The following is a 16,013-nucleotide window of genomic DNA, read 5'->3' on the forward strand; positions in this document are numbered from 1 at the left end:
TCAGCACATGCCGCCGTTCGCGGCGGCATGTCTGCACACCGTTTAGTGCATCCCCAGGCGAATCAGCTCAATCGGCTCGAACTTACCTTCGCATCCTTCCACTTCAACCGTTTTGCTGCGGCGTACCTGTGCGGCATCCAGCCCGTCGCTGTGGATCGCTTTAATCACGCCAGTTTTGCCCGTGCCGCTAATCATGACGCGGCTGCCGGTGGTGATTGCATTGCGGTTACGGTCGTATGTCATCATGGTATTTTCTCCTCTCTAACCTGTTCGTTACGGCGTTATTTCAGGGTTGCCGTTCACGGAGCATATAAATACGCCTGTCTGCATCACATGTTTTTGTTTTTGATCAAACTCACACTTTTTTCTTTATTGTGTAAGGCGCTGACCGTTCAAGACAGCAATTTACAAAGTGGACCTTTATTTTCATTCATTGATAGTTTCAGCAGGGAAGCGTTGAGGGTTGGTTTATATTCCCGGTGCCATTCTGGGTACAGGAAATAACCCTTTTATCAAAATAAGGAGTCAGGCTTATGTATAAGAAGATTTTGATGCCTGTTGATGTGTTTGAAATGGATTTGAGCGACAAAGCGGTTCGCCACGCGGCAAACCTTGCGAAGGCGGAGGGTGCCTCGATTACCCTGGTCAATATTCTGCCGGCCAGCAGTCGCTCCCTGCTGCGCGGATTTAACGCCGATATTAAAAAGTTCGAAGAATATATGACTGAGGAGTCCGGGAAGAAAATGAACGCGTTAAAAAGACTGTTCGATATCTCGCCGGAGAAAATTGACAGCCTGGTACGCTTTGGCAACGTCCGGGATGAAATTATCAGGCTGAGTAAGGAAGGGGAATATGACGTGATCGTCATCGGATCGAAAAATCCGGGCATCACCACCCATCTGCTGGGGTCAAATGCGGAATCTATCCTGCGCTACGCCACTATTCCGGTGTTGGTCGTTCGCTAAACCTATCGCCGCACCCGAAAGGGGCGGCGAATATTACTCTTCGCTAAACCACTCGCTATTTTCCTGACGAATCAGCTGCACGGATTCGCTGATTTCCTGCAGATGCAGCGTCATCGCTTTTTCCACTCCGTCCGGGTCGCGTTTTTCCAGGGCGCTGAAAATATCATGATGCTGTCGGAGCAGCATTTCCGGCGGGGAGACGTGATCGAGGCTCATGTAGCGCACGCGGTCAATGGTAGCCTTGATGTTTTCGATGGTGTCCCAGGCCAGCTGGCAATCCGCAATCTGCGCCAGTTTCTGGTGGAATTCATCATCAAGCTGGAAGAAATCGTTCAACTGCTTACGGTCAATCGCAATCCGCTGCTGGTGCAGGTTCTGCTCCAGCTGGTAACACTGGTTGTCGTTGATAAGCGTTGCGGCACGGCGCGCCACCGCGCATTCAATGGCCTGGCGAACAAAACAGCCGTTGCGTACCTGAGAGAGTGAAATTTTGTTCACGTAGCTGCCGCGCTGCGGGCGGATCTGAATCAGACCGTTTTCCGCAAGCTTAATAAACGCTTCACGCACCGGCTGACGGGAAACGTCAAAACGCACGGAGACCTCTTTTTCAGAAAGCGGCGTTCCCGGTGGGATCAGGCAATGGACAATATCACGTCGCAAAATGCGATAGATTTGCTGGTTAACGGGCTGGGTGGGATTGAGTTGCGATTCAGCGGCCATGAGTTGTCATTTCTCAGAGAGTTAGCCTGAACATACTACCATTCTTTTATAAACCGAAACAGACCCGGCCCGCAGGCCGGGAAGGGCTGCGTTAGCCACGATGGACGCTAAGTCCGGCAAAACTCTGGCTGACTGGCATCATTTCCACGGTATTGATGTTGACGTGTTTTGGCAGCGTCGCCACCCACCAGACCGTTTCGGTGACATCTTCTGGCGTCAGCGCGTTTGCATTTTCGTAGGTCTTGCCCGCCTTTGCGTCATCGCCCTTGAAACGCACGTTGGAGAACTCGGTGCCGCCCACCAGGCCTGGTTCGATATCGGTGACGCGAATGGCGGTGCCGTGCAGATCGGTCCGCAGATTAAGGCTGAACTGGCGGACAAATGCTTTCGTTGCGCCATACACGTTGCCGCCCGCGTAAGGCCAGCTCCCGGCGGTGGAACCGATATTGATGATGTGGCCGCGGTTGCGCTCGACCATGCCCGGCAGCACCGCGCGGGTCATATAGACCAGCCCTTTGTTGTTGGTGTCGATCATGTTTTCCCAGTCTTCCACGCTGGCTTTGTGCGCGGGTTCCATGCCCAGCGCCAGACCGGCATTGTTGACCAGCACGTCGATGGCGCGCCACTCGGCGGGCAGGTTGGCAATCATCTCTTCAATGGCCGCGCGGTTACGCACATCCAGCTGCGCGGTCAGAATGCTGTCGCCTAATTCGTCTTTCAGCTCCTGTAAACGCTCCTGGCGGCGGCCGGTCGCAATAACCTTATGCCCGTTGGCGACGAAGCGACGCGTGATGCTTTCACCAAAACCTGCCGTTGCCCCGGTAACTAAAATAATCATCTCACTGTTCCTCAACGCTTTTTGTGTTGTACTAACATAGCACGGCCGCAGAGGGTGCGTTAAGGCAACATTTGTATGACGGCGTTGCAGGGGATGGCGGCCTGGCCTACTCTGGGAGGATACCCGTACTCAGGAGCGAAAGATGACGGCTACGAATCCCTTTTTTGAAATTAGCCTGCTGCCTTACCAGGCACCCCATTTTGATGAGATCAACGACGGCCACTATCGCCCGGCCTTTGATGAAGCCCTTCGCCAGAAGCGGGCGGACATTGACGCGATTGTCTCTCAGGCCGCTGCGCCGGACTTCACTAACACCGTGCTGGCGCTGGAGAAAAGCGGCGCCATGCTCTCGCGCGTTAGCAGCGTGTTTTTCGCCATGACTTCCGCGCACACCAATCCGTATTTACAGAAGCTGGAGGAACAGTTCTCCACCGAGCTTGCCGCGCTGGCAAACGATATCTGGCTGAATGACGCGCTATTCGCCCGCGTGGAGAGCGTCTGGCAGGACCGTGCCGCGCTGGATGCCGAATCCCGTCGGCTTGTCGAGGAGACCTGGCAGCGGTTTATTCTCGCCGGCGCGCGTCTTAATGAAACCGAAAAAGCCGAGCTGAAGGCGCTGAATACCGAGGCGGCGACCCTGACCAGCCAGTTTAACCAGCGTCTGCTGGCTGCCGATAAGACGGGCGGGCTGGTGGTGGATTACGCGCACCAGCTTGATGGGCTCAGCGCCAACGAGATTGCCGACGCGGCGCAGGCTGCCGCGGAGCGAGGGCTGAACGATCGCTGGCTGATCCCGCTCCTGAACACCACCCAGCAGCCCGCGCTTTCTGCGCTGCGAAATCGTCAGACCCGCGAAAACCTGTTCAACGCGGGCTGGACGCGCACCCAGAAAGGGGATGAAAACGATACCCGCGAGCTGATCCTGCGCCTTACGGCGCTTCGTGCGCGGCAGGCCCGCCTGCTGGGCTTTGAGGATTACGCCAGCTGGAGCACTGCCGACCAGATGGCGAAAACCCCGGACGCCGCGCTGGAATTTATGCGCGGCATTGTGCCCGCCGCCCGCGCCCGCGCAGAGCGCGAGCAGGCCGATATTCAGAAAGTCATTGATGACGAGCAGGGCAGTTTCACCGTGCAGGCCTGGGACTGGGCCTTTTATGCCGAACGCGTTCGCCAGGCAAAATATGCCCTCGATGAGTCGCAGATCAGGCCTTACTTTGCGCTCAATACCGTTCTGCAGGATGGCGTATTCTGGGCAGCCAGCCAGCTGTTTGGCATTCGCTTTGTGGAGCGCTTCGATATCCCGGTTTATCACCCGGACGTTCGGGTATGGGAAATTTTCGACCATACCGGTGAGGGCATGGCGCTGTTTTACGGCGACTACTTTGCCCGTGATTCCAAACAGGGCGGGGCATGGATGGGGAACTTCGTCGAACAATCCTTCGAGTTTGCTGCCCGTCCAGTGATCTACAACGTCTGTAACTACCAAAAACCGGCTAACGGCGGCGTCGCGCTTCTCTCCTGGGATGACGTGATCACCCTGTTCCACGAGTTCGGCCATACGCTGCACGGCCTGTTTGCCAGCCAGCGTTTCGCCACGCTCTCCGGCACCAATACGCCGCGTGATTTCGTTGAATTCCCGTCACAAATTAATGAGCACTGGGCCAGCCATCCACTGGTGTTTACCCACTACGCCCGCCATTATGAAACCGGTGAACCGATGCCGGACGCGCTGCGGGAAAGCATGCTCAACGCGACCCATTTCAACAAGGGTTATGACATGACGGAGCTGCTGGCTGCCGCGCTGCTGGACATGAACTGGCACGGCATCGGTGAGGCTGTTTCGAGCGTGGAGGATTTTGAAGCGGCAGCGTTGAAAAAAGAGGGGCTGGATCTGCCCGCCGTACCGCCGCGCTATCGCAGCAGCTATTTTGCCCATATCTTCGGCGGTGGCTACGCGGCGGGATATTACGCCTACCTGTGGACGCAAATGCTTGCAGACGACGGCTACCAGTGGTTTGTCGAGCAGGGTGGTTTGACTCGTGAAAACGGACAAAAATTCCGTGAGGCGATTTTGTCGCGCGGCAATAGTACTGATTTAGCTGAACTTTACCGGAACTGGCGCGGCCACGATCCGAAGATTGAACCGATGCTGGAAAATCGCGGGTTGAACGAATAGAGTCAGTCTCGTCAGAAAAAAGAACCGGGCTTCGCGCCCGGTTTTTTTATCTTACGACAAGCACAGGGCATTTCGCATGCCGTACCACTGCCGCAGCGTTTGAACCCAACAGATATGTCGATATATCAGGCTTGTGGGAAGCGATGATAATCAGGTCTGCATCGATCGTGTCAGCGAGCTTAAGAATCTGATCCTTAGGGGATCCCGTCACGGCGTGGGTCTGGATCTTGTCGGGAGGGATTTTGAATTGCTTAACGATTTCATCCAGCTTCGCTAAGGCCGCGCGCTGGAACTCTTTCAGCTTCGGCATTTCTACCGAGTAGGCCAGGCCTAATGATGAATAATACGGAAGCGATGGAATAACAGTAAGAAAGTGAACTTTAGCTGTGTTAAGTGCTGAATGTGCCTGGACGAAGGGGATAACCATGTGCGTCAGGCTATCTTCCGAAATGTCAATTGGAACCAAAATTGAGTTGTACATTTGACCCTCCTGAGTGTTTTTCACACAGTTCAGGTTAGACCGCTAATGTCAGGAAAACAGAGAGCAGGCTGTCATAACGGGGACAAATTTCGGCTATGTGATATTCGTGCAGTCGAACTTGCCTGCGATCTCGTCAACGTGGCGTGACGACGAACGTTTCACGAGCAGGGGCATCCGGGGATGAATCTTTTCGCCTCATGGTCCGTTTTCAGCAAAATGGCAAAGCTTCAACCGGGCGCAACGCCCGGTATCCTGGTCATATTGCGTGGCAGCTTACGGATGCCATGATTTTATTACCGCCAATATTACCCATAATCAGATCGAGTAATTTTCGGTATTCCTCCCGGGTCATTACCTCAGCCCGAATTTCGGTTTTTCCTTCAGCCTGCGCCGTAGCGGAATAAATCGCTTTCAGACCTAACGTCAACTCTTTCGCCATATTAACGACGCTCTGACGCACCGCATCTTCATGCTCATTATTGCAGGTGATCTTCAGGACATAGCATTTTTCACCTTCATGGAGCACGGGCAGTTGATTAATTCGCTGCGCGGCTTCGCGAAGCAAAATGTTGGCGCAGAGAATAATTAGGCTGGCCATGGCGGCATTCCAGAACTGACCTAATCCGCACAGCACGCCAATTCCGGCCGAGCACCACAGCGTTGTGGCGGTGTTTAAACCACGAATATTCATTCCTTCACGCATAATGACGCCTGCGCCAAGAAAGCCTATTCCGGAGACGATCTGTGCTGCGATACGCCCCGGGCTATCAGGATAAGTAGATACGGAACTTAAAATGAACACTGCCGCACCCGTGGCAACCAGTGCATTGGTACGAAGCCCGGCCATACGCTGGCGCCACTGTCTTTCCGCGCCAATAATTGCGCCCAGCAGCATCGCTGCGAGCAGATGAGAGATATAAGGGAACATCAGCCTGTCGCCTGTTAACGTTATTAAAGAATAAGCGTCAGCGCTTTGCAAAGCACATCATAACGCCATTTAAATGCTAAGCGTGTCAGGATGACGGTGGCGGAAAGAGTGAATGTGTAAAAATGAACATCGCGATGCCCCACAAATTGAGCGGTTTTACTATTTCGGGATACAATCGCTTAAAGAGGATTGCTGCCCACCGTTTAAGGTAAGCAGCGAGAAATTTGCGCTAGCTTACCTTCGTATCGACTATAAAATAACTTTCCAACGAAGGACTCCTGTGAAAATTTATTGCCAGTATAGTCAGGGCCGATAATGAGTAAAGCGAAAAAACAGCCTCCGTTATGAATTGTTTAAGTTCGAAGGGCATGTTTTTAAGACGTCATCTGATTTTCAAAAATACCCGGTATACTACATTTTCTTTTTTACAGGCGATAACAGACAAAGGCAGGCAGTATGTCTCTTCGTTCGCTGCGGGCATTATGCCTGACAAGTTTTTTCATTGCGGATGTCCGCGATGGCCTCGGTCCTTTTCTCGGTATTTTTCTGACCGAACGCCACTGGACCCCCGATGATATTGGCATTCTGATGACGGCAGGTGGGCTGGCGGGATTAATCGCTACGCTGCCGGCGGGATTCATCACCGACACCTCACGCAGCAAGCGGACGGTGCTGGCGCTGGTGTGCCTGCTCATCACCCTTAGCACGCTCCTGCTCTGGTTTAGCCAGCAGAGCGCAGTTGTCGCGGTTTCGCAAATCGTCTCCGGTATCTGCGCGGCGTTTGTCGGGCCGCTGATCGCAGGAATTACGCTGGGGCTGACCGGCCAGAGCGGGTTCAGCGCGCAGATGGGCAGAAATGAGGCTTTCAATCACGGCGGCAACTTTGTCACCGCGCTGATTGCGGGCGGCATTGCCTGGTACTGGGGCGTCGGCGGGATTTTCCTGCTGATGACCTGTACCACGCTGTTAACGCTCTGCGCGCTGCTTGCCATTCGCAGCGGAGATATCGATAACGACGCGGCGCGGGGACTCTCTTCGTCAGCGAGCGTGCCGGTTCCCGGCTTTGCCGTGCTGATTAAAAACCGGGCGCTGTTTGTGACCGGACTGACGCTGCTGCTGTTTCACCTGGCGAACGCCGCGCTGTTGCCGATGCTGAGCATGAGGGTGGCCGCGGCACCTGCCTCGATCAACCCCGGTTTGTACGCGGCGGCCACCGTCATTATCTCGCAGGCCGTGATGATCCCCGTCGCCATCTGGGTCGCCCACCGAATAGACCGCTACGGCTACTGGCGCTTGATTTTGCTGGCGCTGCTGGTGATGCCGGTGCGCGCGGGGCTGGCGGCGTCGACGGACGCGCCGTTAATGATGATCCCGGTACAAATCCTCGACGGGCTGGCCGCAGGGATCCTGGGGGTTGTGGTTCCGTCGTTTATCGTGGTGCTGCTGCGCGGAAGCGGGCACGTCAATGCCGGGCAGAGCGTGGTGATGCTGATGCAGGGGGTTGGGGCATCCATGAGCCCGGCGTTAACCGGCACGATTGCGGGTCATTACTCATTTGCAGCGGCATTCAGCGTCCTGTGCGCGATTGCGCTGGTGGCCGTCCTGATCTGGTGGTGCTTTGCGCACCGGACCTGGGAAACAGACAGTACGCCGGGTGGGGCATAGCCGCCGCCCGGCGTCACGCTTATGCCAGTTCGTTAGGGCACGCTTCGCCCCTTTCCAGCTGCTGCAGGTTACCCAGCGTGGTTTCCGAAATGCTGATCAGCGCTTCTGCAGTCAGAAATGCCTGGTGTCCGGTAAACAGCACGTTATGACAGGCGGACAGGCGGCGGAATACGTCGTCCTGAATCACATCATTAGACTTGTCTTCAAAGAACAGATCGCGTTCGTTCTCGTACACGTCCATCCCCAGCGCGCCAATTTTCTGAGTTTTCAGCGCTTCGATAGCGGCCTGAGAGTCAACCAGCCCGCCGCGGCTGGTGTTGATGATCATCACGCCATCCTTCATCTGGTCAAACGCCGCCTGGTTAAGCAGGTGGTAGTTCTCCGGCGTCAGCGGGCAGTGCAGGGAGATCACGTCAGACTGCGAGAACAGGGTTGGCAGGTCGACGTACTCCACGCCCAGATCCAGCGCCGCGGCGCTTGGGTACGGATCGAACGCCAGCAGACGCATGCCTAAGCCCTTCAGAATGCGCAGGGCAGCGACGCCGATTTTACCGGTGCCGATAACGCCCGCGGTTTTGCCGTACATGGTAAAGCCGGTCAGCCCTTCCAGCGAGAAGTTGGCGTCACGGGTACGCTGATAAGCGCGGTGAATACGACGGTTGAGCGACATCATCATGCCAATCGCATGTTCCGCCACCGCTTCCGGGGAGTACGCCGGGACGCGCACCACCTTCAGACCCAGCTCTTTCGCCGCGTCGAGGTCCACGTTATTAAAGCCCGCGCAGCGCAGGGCGATGTACTTCACCCCCTGTTTTTTCAACTCTTGCAGCACCGGCCGACTGCCGTCGTCGTTAACAAAAATACAGACGCCTTCACAGCCGTGCGCCGTTTTGGCGGTTTTTTCGGACAGCAGAAAGTCGAAAAATTCAAGCTCAAACCCGTAAGCCTCGTTAACATGTTGCAGATACTTTTTGTCGTACTGCTTTGTGCTATATACCGCGAGTTTCATAAGACTTTCTCCAGTGATTTTGCATTCACGTTAGCATGATTAAAATTATCTTACAATTTCTAAAATATTATTGAATTCAATAAGTTCTATCAATTATTCTAGAGCATCTATCCTTAAAAATGGCATTCCCTTCAACTGACTGGCTAAACATGCGACAATGATCGGCACTGCCGGCTTAATTCTTTCGCTAAATCAGGATATTAACTGCCCATGAAGGGTAAATACAAAGCCGCTCTTGCGCTTTTACTGCTGTTCATATTGTTGCCGCTGACGCTGCTGATGACGCTCGCTCAGTGGGTACCGACGCTCGCTGGGATCTGGCTGCCCGTCGGGACGCGCATCGCTTTCGAAGAGAATCCGAAACTCACCCGCCACGCGCTGGCGATCCCCGATCTTCGCTATCTGGTTGAAGACTGCGAAATTGCCCGTATCGAAAACGTGACGCTGTCACATCCGAGCCGCTGGAAGCTGGATATCGGCGCGCTGGATCTTAACTCCGTCTGTCTGAGCAAAATTCCCCAGTCTGCGCCCTCAACGGTCGCCCCCAAAACGCTGGCCCAGTGGCAGGCGGTATTACCGAATACCTGGATCACGGTTCACCGTCTGACGCTGTCGCCCTGGCAGCAGTGGCAGGGCGAGCTGCATGCGTCGCTGACGCCGTCCATTCAAGAGATCGCCTATAAAGGCGAACAGGTCAGCATTAAAGGCACGCTTCGCGGCCAGACGCTCTCGGTCAGCCAGTTCGATGTACAGCTCCCGGACCAGCCGCAGCCGATTAAGCTGGTGGGCGAGTTTACCTTGCCGCTGGTGCCGGACGGCGTGCCGGTGGAAGGCCACGCGGTCGCGACCTTTAACGTGCCACAGTTAACGTCTCTGGTCGATGCCGATCTGGACTGGGAAGACAATCAGGGACAGCTGGTGGTGATGGCGCGGGACAACCCCGATCCGCTGCTCGACCTGCCGTGGCAGATCACCGCGGAACAGCTGAACATCAGCGACGGGCGCTGGAACTGGGATCTTTCGGGTATGCCGCTGAGCGGTCGCGTTTCGCTTCGTGCCGACAACTGGCAGCAGGGGCTGGATAAAACCACCCTGACCGGACGACTGAACGTGCTGACCCAGGGTGACGCGGGGAAAGGCAACGCGGTACTGAATATTGGGCCCGGCAGGCTCAGCATGGAAAACAGCGACATGCCTCTGCATCTCAGCGGCGAGGCGAAGCAAAAGGATCTTATTCTTTACGCCAAATTGCCCGCAACGCTGACCGGCAGCCTGTATGAACCGCAGCTGGCCTTTGAGCCGGGCGCGCTGCTCCGCTCGCGCGGGCGCATCATTGACTCACTCGATATCGATGAAATCCGCTGGCCGCTGGCGGGAGTGAAGCTGACGCAGAAGGGCGTGGACGGGCGTTTACAGGCCATTCTGCGCGCCCATGAAAACCAGATGGGCGATTTTGAACTTCACCTGGACGGCCAGGCCAACGACTTTTTACCCGACAACGGCCTGTGGCAGTGGCGCTACTGGGGGAAAGGCGGTTTTACGCCGATGCATGCCCGCTGGGACGTCGCCGGGAAAGGCGAGTGGCGCGACAACTTGATTGAGCTAACGGCGCTCTCCACCGGTTTTGACAAGCTCCAGTACGGTACGATGGAGGTCAGCAAGCCGCGTCTGGTGCTGGATCAACCGGTGCGCTGGTTGCGTGACCCCGAAAAACCGGCCTTCAGCGGCGCGCTGTCGCTCAATGCCGGGCAAACCCTGTTCTCCGGCGGCAGCGCGTTGCCGCCCTCGGTCCTGACCTTCAGCGTCGACGGCACCGACCCGACCATTTTCCAGTTTAAGGGCGACCTCCGTGCGGACAAAATCGGTCCGGTACAGGTGAACGGTCGTTGGGATGGCGTGCGTCTTCGCGGGCAGGCCTGGTGGCCGAAACAGTCGCTCACCGTGTTCCAGCCGCTGATCCCGCCGGACTGGAAAATGACGCTGCGCGACGGGGAGCTTTACGCGCAGGTCGCCTTCTCGGCGGCGGCCGATCAGGGCTTTGAGGCGGGCGGGCACGGCGTGCTGAAATCCGGCAGCGCATGGATGCCGGATAACCAGATTAACGGCGTCGATTTTGTCCTGCCGTTCCGCTTCAGCGAGGGTACCTGGTCTCTCGGCACGCGCGGTCCGGTCACCTTGCGCATTGGCGAAGTGGTAAACCTGGTGACCGCGCGCAACATTACCGCCGATCTACAGGGGGACTATCCCTGGACGGAGGATAATCCGCTGCTCCTCACCAACGTGAAGGTGGAAACCCTCGGCGGGAAAATCACCATGCAGCAGCTTCGGATGCCGCAGCACGATCCGGCCCTGCTGCGCGTGGACAATATCTCCTCCAGCGAGCTGATCGGCGCCGTTAATCCGAAACAGTTTGCCATGTCGGGGCCGGTGAGCGGGGCGCTGCCGTTCTGGCTGGACAATGAAAAATGGATCATTAAAGATGGCTGGCTGACCAACCCGGGGCCCATGACGCTGCGCATCGACAAAGATACGGCAGACGCCATCGTGAAGGATAATATGGTTGCGGGCGCGGCGATTAACTGGCTTCGCTATATGGAAATTTCGCGTTCGTGGACGAGAATCAATTTAGATAACCTGGGTGAATTAACCATGCAGGCGACCATCAAGGGGACCAGCCGGGTGGATGGCAAAAGCAGCTCCGTCAACCTGAACTATACCCATGACGAGAATGTCTTTACCCTCTGGCGCAGCCTGCGTTTTGGGGACAACCTGCAAACCTGGTTTGAGCAACACGCGGCGATACCTGCTCCCCGCAGTTCGACTGGCAAGGAAAGTGAGGAACAACAATGAAAAAGATGGCTGGTGCGCTCACCGTTGCCGCGCTACTGACAGGCTGTACGCCGCGCATTGAAGTCGCTGCGCCAAAGGAGCCGATTACCATCAATATGAATGTCAAAATTGAACATGAGATCCATATCAAGGTCGATAAAGACGTTGAAACTCTGCTGAAATCGCGCAGCGATCTGTTCTGAGGATGCCATGAAACGATTAGCTCTGATTTTACTGGCGCTGGGGATGAACGTGCAGGCGGCTGCGCTGACCTTAAACGACGCCCGGGCGCAGGGGCGCGTGGGGGAAACCCTCAGCGGCTATCTTGCCCCGATTCAACAGGACGCGGAAACGCTGGCGCTGGTCAATCGTATCAATGCGGCGCGCACGGAAAACTATCAGAAGCTGGCTGACAGCAATAATTTGCCGGTCGATGAAGTGGCCAAAATGGCAGGTCAAAAACTGGTTGCCCGCGCGCAGCCGGGCGAGTATGTGAAGGGCATTAACGGAAAATGGCTTAAAAAGTAGCTATCGGTAGCGCCTGCGGTATTCACCCGGCGAGACGCCAAAACGCTGCTTAAACGCCGTTGAAAAATGGCTATGGTCGGTAAACCCCCAGCTGTAGCCAATGCCCGCCAGCTTTTCATCATCGCCGGCAGTGCGCAGTACCTGCGCGCAGAGATCCAGACGACGGTTTTTGATGTACTGCGCCACCACCAGCCCCTTTTCGGCAAACATGCGGTAGAGGCTGCGCACGGACATACCGCTCTCGGCGGCAATCCATTCAGGACGCAGCGATTCAGACTGAATATGGTCGTCAATCAGCGCCACCACATGCTGGAACTGGCGCTCCTTGCGCGGCTGAATGATTTCACGCTGCTGGAAAGCGGGGCGCAGCAGGCAGATCATCGCTTCGAGCGCGGCTTCGCTTTCACGATCGCTCAGGTCGGCATTGCTCATACTCTCCATCAACAGGCGATGGCTCAGCTGTACCGTGGGTAAGGTGCGGGAAAGGGCGGTCGCGCAGCTTATCTCCTGGAAACGGCACTGCTGCTCAATAATCTGACGGGGAACCAGGAGCGAGATCTGGCGGGATTTTTCCTGCCAGTTGATCGAGCAGGGACGTGAGGCGTCAATCAGCGTGATATCGCCGGCTCTGAGCAACGCGCGACGGTCATCCTGCTCAATTTCCGCGCTACCATCGAGCTGGAACACGGTATAGAACCAGGCATCGTTACTCTGAGCGATCTCCTGACGGGAGCGGAACAGGTTAACCCCGCCTGCGGTCACGGTGCTGAGCTTCAGGCTGCGCGCATAGCTGGTCTCCAGCTCGCCGAAGAATTTCCCCCCGGTGGGCTGCGCGTTAAAACGCCCGCAAACCTGGTTAATTTGCGCCAGCCACTGCTGATACTGTTCCTGCTCGCTTGCACACGCCATCGTTTCTCTCACTGCACCGTCAACGTTTTCGCATTGTTGCATTTGTGTTGCATTTTGTCAGAGCTATGAGGCTGACTATAGGAAAGAACACTCACCGGTAACAGCGATATAAGCGGCAATTATCGCGATTTGCGGAGCCTGTCACAGGTGGCAAAGCGAATGTCACAGAGACAAAAGCGAGAACGCAAAACCCCACTTAGACTGGATGAACACCCTGCAAAGAATAACGAAGGAGTATCCTATGTCTGAATCACTGGTAGCTATTCAGCCTGCCGTGCAGCAATTTTTAGACCGACAGCATGGCCTGTGGATTGAAGGGCGTCAGGCCGCATCGGACAGTGAAAAACGGCTGAACGTCTACAACCCGGCCACGGGCGAGGTCATTGCCTCGACAGCCGATGCCAGCGTCGATGACGTTGACCGTGCCGTCATGTCCGGGTGGCGCGCGTTTGTCTCCCGCAGCTGGGCCGGAAAACTCCCGGCGGAGCGCGAGAGGATCCTGCTTCATTTCGCCGATCTGGTCGAACAGCACGGCGAGGAGCTGGCCCAGCTTGAAACGCTGGAACAGGGCAAATCCATTAACATTTCCCGCATGTTTGAAGTCAGTTGCACCCTGAACTGGATGCGTTATACCGCCGGGCTGACCACCAAAATTTCGGGTAAGACCCTCGACCTTTCCATCCCGCTGCCGCAGGGCGCCCGCTATCAGGCGTGGACGCGTAAGGAGCCGGTTGGCGTGGTGGCCGGGATTGTGCCCTGGAACTTCCCGCTGATGATCGGCATGTGGAAAGTGATGCCTGCGCTGGCCGCGGGTTGCTCTATCGTCATTAAACCGTCAGAGACCACGCCGCTGACGATGCTGCGCGTGGCGGAACTGGCAAGTGAAGCGGGCATTCCGGACGGGGTGTTCAACGTGGTAACCGGGAGCGGCGCGGTGTGCGGCGCAGCGCTGACCTCGCATCCGCATATTGCAAAGGTGAGCTTTACCGGCTCCACGGCGACGGGTAAGCAAATCGCCCGCGCGGCGGCGGACACGCTTACCGGGGTGACCCTGGAGCTGGGGGGTAAAAACCCGGCTATCGTACTGAAAGACGCGGACCCGGCGTGGGTGATCGAAGGCCTGATGACCGGGAGCTTCCTGAACCAGGGGCAGGTGTGTGCGGCGAGCTCGCGCATCTATATTGAAGCGCCGCTGTTTGACACGCTGGTCAGCGGGTTTGAGCAGGCGGTGAAATCCCTGAGCGTCGGGCCGGGCATGTCGCCGGAAGCGTTTATCAACCCGCTGGTGTCGCGCGCGCACTGCGACAAGGTGCAGACCTTCCTTAACGAAGCGAAGTCGCGCAACGCGGAGCTGATCGTCGGTAACCGGGGGCCGGAAGGCAAAGGCTATTACGTTGCGCCTACTCTGGTGGTGAACCCGGATGCCTCGCTGCGCCTGACGCGTGAAGAGGTGTTTGGCCCGGTGGTCAACCTGGTACGCGTCGCCGACGGGGAAGAGGCGCTCCAGCTGGCAAACGACACCGAATATGGACTGACGGCCAGCGTCTGGACGCAAAATATCAGTAAGGCGCTGGAGTATACCGACAGGCTGCAGGCGGGCACCGTCTGGGTGAACAGCCATACGCTGATTGACGCCAACCTGCCGTTCGGCGGCATGAAGCAGTCCGGCACCGGACGCGACTTTGGTCCGGACTGGCTGGACGGCTGGTGCGAAACCAAATCGGTGTGCGTGCGCTACTAGCAAAAGCATAAGGCAACCTGGAGGTTGCCTTTTTAGTGTTTGTTCTCTCTATTTAAAGCGACCACCGATCCCGCCCGGCCTCTTTCGCCCGGTACAGCGCCGCATCGGCGCGGGCGATGATCTCGGTGCCCGCCAGCCCCTCCGCCATGCTCGCAATCCCCATGCTTACGGTGACATGGTCGCTGACCGTGGAGGCGTCGTGCGGTATGGCTTCCGTACGCAGGCCGTCCTGAATACGCAGGGCAACCTTTTCCGCGATGTTTTCCGGGCAGTTAAACAGGATCACCACGAACTCCTCGCCGCCGTAGCGTGAAACCACATCGTCAGGCGTGCGCACCGACTGCTTCAGCACCCGCGCCACGCGCGTCAGGCAGTCGTCGCCCGCCTGGTGCCCGTAGGTGTCGTTGTAGCGTTTGAAATAGTCGATATCCAGCATAATCACCGAGAAGGTTTTTTTCTGCTCTACCGCGTTTTCCAGCACCACTTCCATTTTCCGGCGATTGGCGGTTTTGGTTAACGGATCCTGATGCGCCAGCGCATCCAGCCTGGAGATCAGCAGCTGGTTTTGCTGGTTACGTCGCCAGGCCTCGTCAAACCAGCTCAGCAGGATGAAACGCCCGCAGATCAGGATCAGCGAAAACACGCTCCAGATGACAATGAAGTGAAGGTTGAGGCCATCATTCAGTATCCAGCTTGCTATCGGCAGGGTGATCCAGAGCGGCAGCACAAAGGCGAGTAGCCCCTCAGGGTAAAAATAGAGCGCCGTTAAGCCGGCGAGCAGCAGAATGACGCACAGCGGCCAGACGTGCGGGAGCAGCAGCTGGGTGATAAACCAGAAGCAGGAGACCGACCAGATGGCGCTACAGATAAACAGCACTACGCTGATACCGGCGATGCGCCGCCAGGCCATCAGGACCAGCGCGGCAGAGAGGAGGATAATGCCGAGCATCGAGGCATCGATCATTTTCGTCAGCTGCGGCGAGTGGGGATAAAGGGGATCGCTGGCCTTGAGCAGGACGTGTCGCAGCAGGATCATCACCGCGAAGCTGATATTCACGAAGGCCAGCCACGGCAGGTTCATCGCCAGCCCATGCATCACCATGGCATGGCGCGTCGGCCAGGTTGCTCTTTCAAGCGTCGGTTTTTTTCTTTTTTCCATAAAGCCCTTTCCCGTCCGGGGGATAAATCATGCAGGTGAGATATCAGTAACTATAAGCAAGCCCG

The 16,013-nt window shown here is 56.6% G+C and carries 15 protein-coding genes; 7 read left to right on the plus strand and 8 right to left on the minus strand.

What is annotated here, in order from left to right; all coding sequences use genetic code 11:
- Window positions 1-42: 42 nt before the first annotated feature.
- A complete protein-coding gene (gene ydfZ, locus KGP24_RS11120) occupies window positions 43-246 on the minus strand; it encodes a putative selenium delivery protein YdfZ (protein ID WP_014883679.1) in 204 nt (67 codons plus the stop codon).
- A 287-nt stretch (window positions 247-533) separates the two neighbouring features.
- Between ydfZ and KGP24_RS11125 the strand changes: the two genes are divergently transcribed.
- The gene (locus KGP24_RS11125) at window positions 534-965 is read left to right on the plus strand and encodes a universal stress protein (RefSeq protein WP_024909093.1); all 432 of its coding nucleotides are present in this window, start codon (window positions 534-536) and stop codon (window positions 963-965) included.
- A gap of 33 nt (window positions 966-998) precedes the next feature.
- Here KGP24_RS11125 and KGP24_RS11130 read toward each other — a convergent pair whose 3' ends face one another.
- Entirely contained in the window at window positions 999-1,685 is a 687-nt protein-coding gene (locus KGP24_RS11130; protein WP_023311557.1) for a GntR family transcriptional regulator, read from the minus strand.
- A 91-nt stretch (window positions 1,686-1,776) separates the two neighbouring features.
- Window positions 1,777-2,523, minus strand: coding sequence for a bifunctional NADP-dependent 3-hydroxy acid dehydrogenase/3-hydroxypropionate dehydrogenase YdfG (gene ydfG / locus KGP24_RS11135; RefSeq protein ID WP_023311558.1), 747 nt, complete (start codon window positions 2,521-2,523; stop codon window positions 1,777-1,779).
- A 142-nt stretch (window positions 2,524-2,665) separates the two neighbouring features.
- Here ydfG and dcp point away from each other — a divergent pair, with 142 nt between their 5' ends.
- A complete protein-coding gene (gene dcp, locus KGP24_RS11140) occupies window positions 2,666-4,699 on the plus strand; it encodes a peptidyl-dipeptidase Dcp (protein WP_223563344.1) in 2,034 nt (677 codons plus the stop codon).
- 46 nt (window positions 4,700-4,745) lie between these two features.
- Here the strand turns inward: dcp and uspF are convergent, their stop codons facing one another.
- A complete protein-coding gene (gene uspF, locus KGP24_RS11145) occupies window positions 4,746-5,180 on the minus strand; it encodes a universal stress protein UspF (protein ID WP_223563345.1) in 435 nt (144 codons plus the stop codon).
- A 256-nt stretch (window positions 5,181-5,436) separates the two neighbouring features.
- Window positions 5,437-6,108: an MgtC family protein gene (locus tag KGP24_RS11150; RefSeq protein WP_223563346.1), complete on the minus strand. Its 672-nt coding sequence runs from the start codon at window positions 6,106-6,108 to the stop codon at window positions 5,437-5,439.
- Window positions 6,109-6,564: 456 nt separating this feature from the next.
- Between KGP24_RS11150 and KGP24_RS11155 the strand changes: the two genes are divergently transcribed.
- The gene (locus KGP24_RS11155) at window positions 6,565-7,773 is read left to right on the plus strand and encodes an MFS transporter (protein ID WP_223563347.1); all 1,209 of its coding nucleotides are present in this window, start codon (window positions 6,565-6,567) and stop codon (window positions 7,771-7,773) included.
- 19 nt (window positions 7,774-7,792) lie between these two features.
- Here the strand turns inward: KGP24_RS11155 and KGP24_RS11160 are convergent, their stop codons facing one another.
- Complete coding sequence (locus KGP24_RS11160; RefSeq protein ID WP_223563348.1) at window positions 7,793-8,782, minus strand: 2-hydroxyacid dehydrogenase; 990 nt, start codon at window positions 8,780-8,782, stop codon at window positions 7,793-7,795.
- 210 nt (window positions 8,783-8,992) lie between these two features.
- Between KGP24_RS11160 and KGP24_RS11165 the strand changes: the two genes are divergently transcribed.
- From KGP24_RS11165 to KGP24_RS11175, 3 genes are read left to right on the plus strand one after another with little or no spacing between them, the layout of a single operon-like run.
- Entirely contained in the window at window positions 8,993-11,632 is a 2,640-nt protein-coding gene (locus KGP24_RS11165; RefSeq protein WP_223563349.1) for a YdbH family protein, read from the plus strand.
- Window positions 11,629-11,814 (plus strand): YnbE family lipoprotein, encoded by a 186-nt coding sequence (locus tag KGP24_RS11170; RefSeq protein WP_080327221.1) that lies wholly within the window; start codon window positions 11,629-11,631, stop codon window positions 11,812-11,814. The genes KGP24_RS11165 and KGP24_RS11170 overlap by 4 nt, the downstream gene beginning before the upstream one ends.
- A 7-nt stretch (window positions 11,815-11,821) precedes the next feature.
- Window positions 11,822-12,139 carry a YdbL family protein gene (locus KGP24_RS11175; RefSeq protein ID WP_028017556.1) on the plus strand — a complete coding sequence of 106 codons (318 nt, stop codon included), beginning with the start codon at window positions 11,822-11,824 and terminating at the stop codon, window positions 12,137-12,139.
- Here KGP24_RS11175 and feaR read toward each other — a convergent pair whose 3' ends face one another.
- Entirely contained in the window at window positions 12,140-13,048 is a 909-nt protein-coding gene (feaR, locus tag KGP24_RS11180) for a transcriptional regulator FeaR (protein ID WP_223563485.1), read from the minus strand.
- Between the two features lie 241 nt (window positions 13,049-13,289).
- Here feaR and KGP24_RS11185 point away from each other — a divergent pair, with 241 nt between their 5' ends.
- Window positions 13,290-14,789: an aldehyde dehydrogenase family protein gene (locus KGP24_RS11185; RefSeq protein WP_223563350.1), complete on the plus strand. Its 1,500-nt coding sequence runs from the start codon at window positions 13,290-13,292 to the stop codon at window positions 14,787-14,789.
- 52 nt (window positions 14,790-14,841) lie between these two features.
- On the opposite strand, the gene KGP24_RS11190 is transcribed toward KGP24_RS11185, so the two are convergent.
- Window positions 14,842-15,948: a GGDEF domain-containing protein gene (locus tag KGP24_RS11190; protein WP_223563351.1), complete on the minus strand. Its 1,107-nt coding sequence runs from the start codon at window positions 15,946-15,948 to the stop codon at window positions 14,842-14,844.
- Between the last annotated feature and the right edge of the window lie 65 nt (window positions 15,949-16,013).

The organism is Enterobacter sp. JBIWA008 (assembly GCF_019968765.1).
In the GTDB taxonomy this organism is placed as follows: Bacteria; Pseudomonadota; Gammaproteobacteria; order Enterobacterales; family Enterobacteriaceae; genus Enterobacter.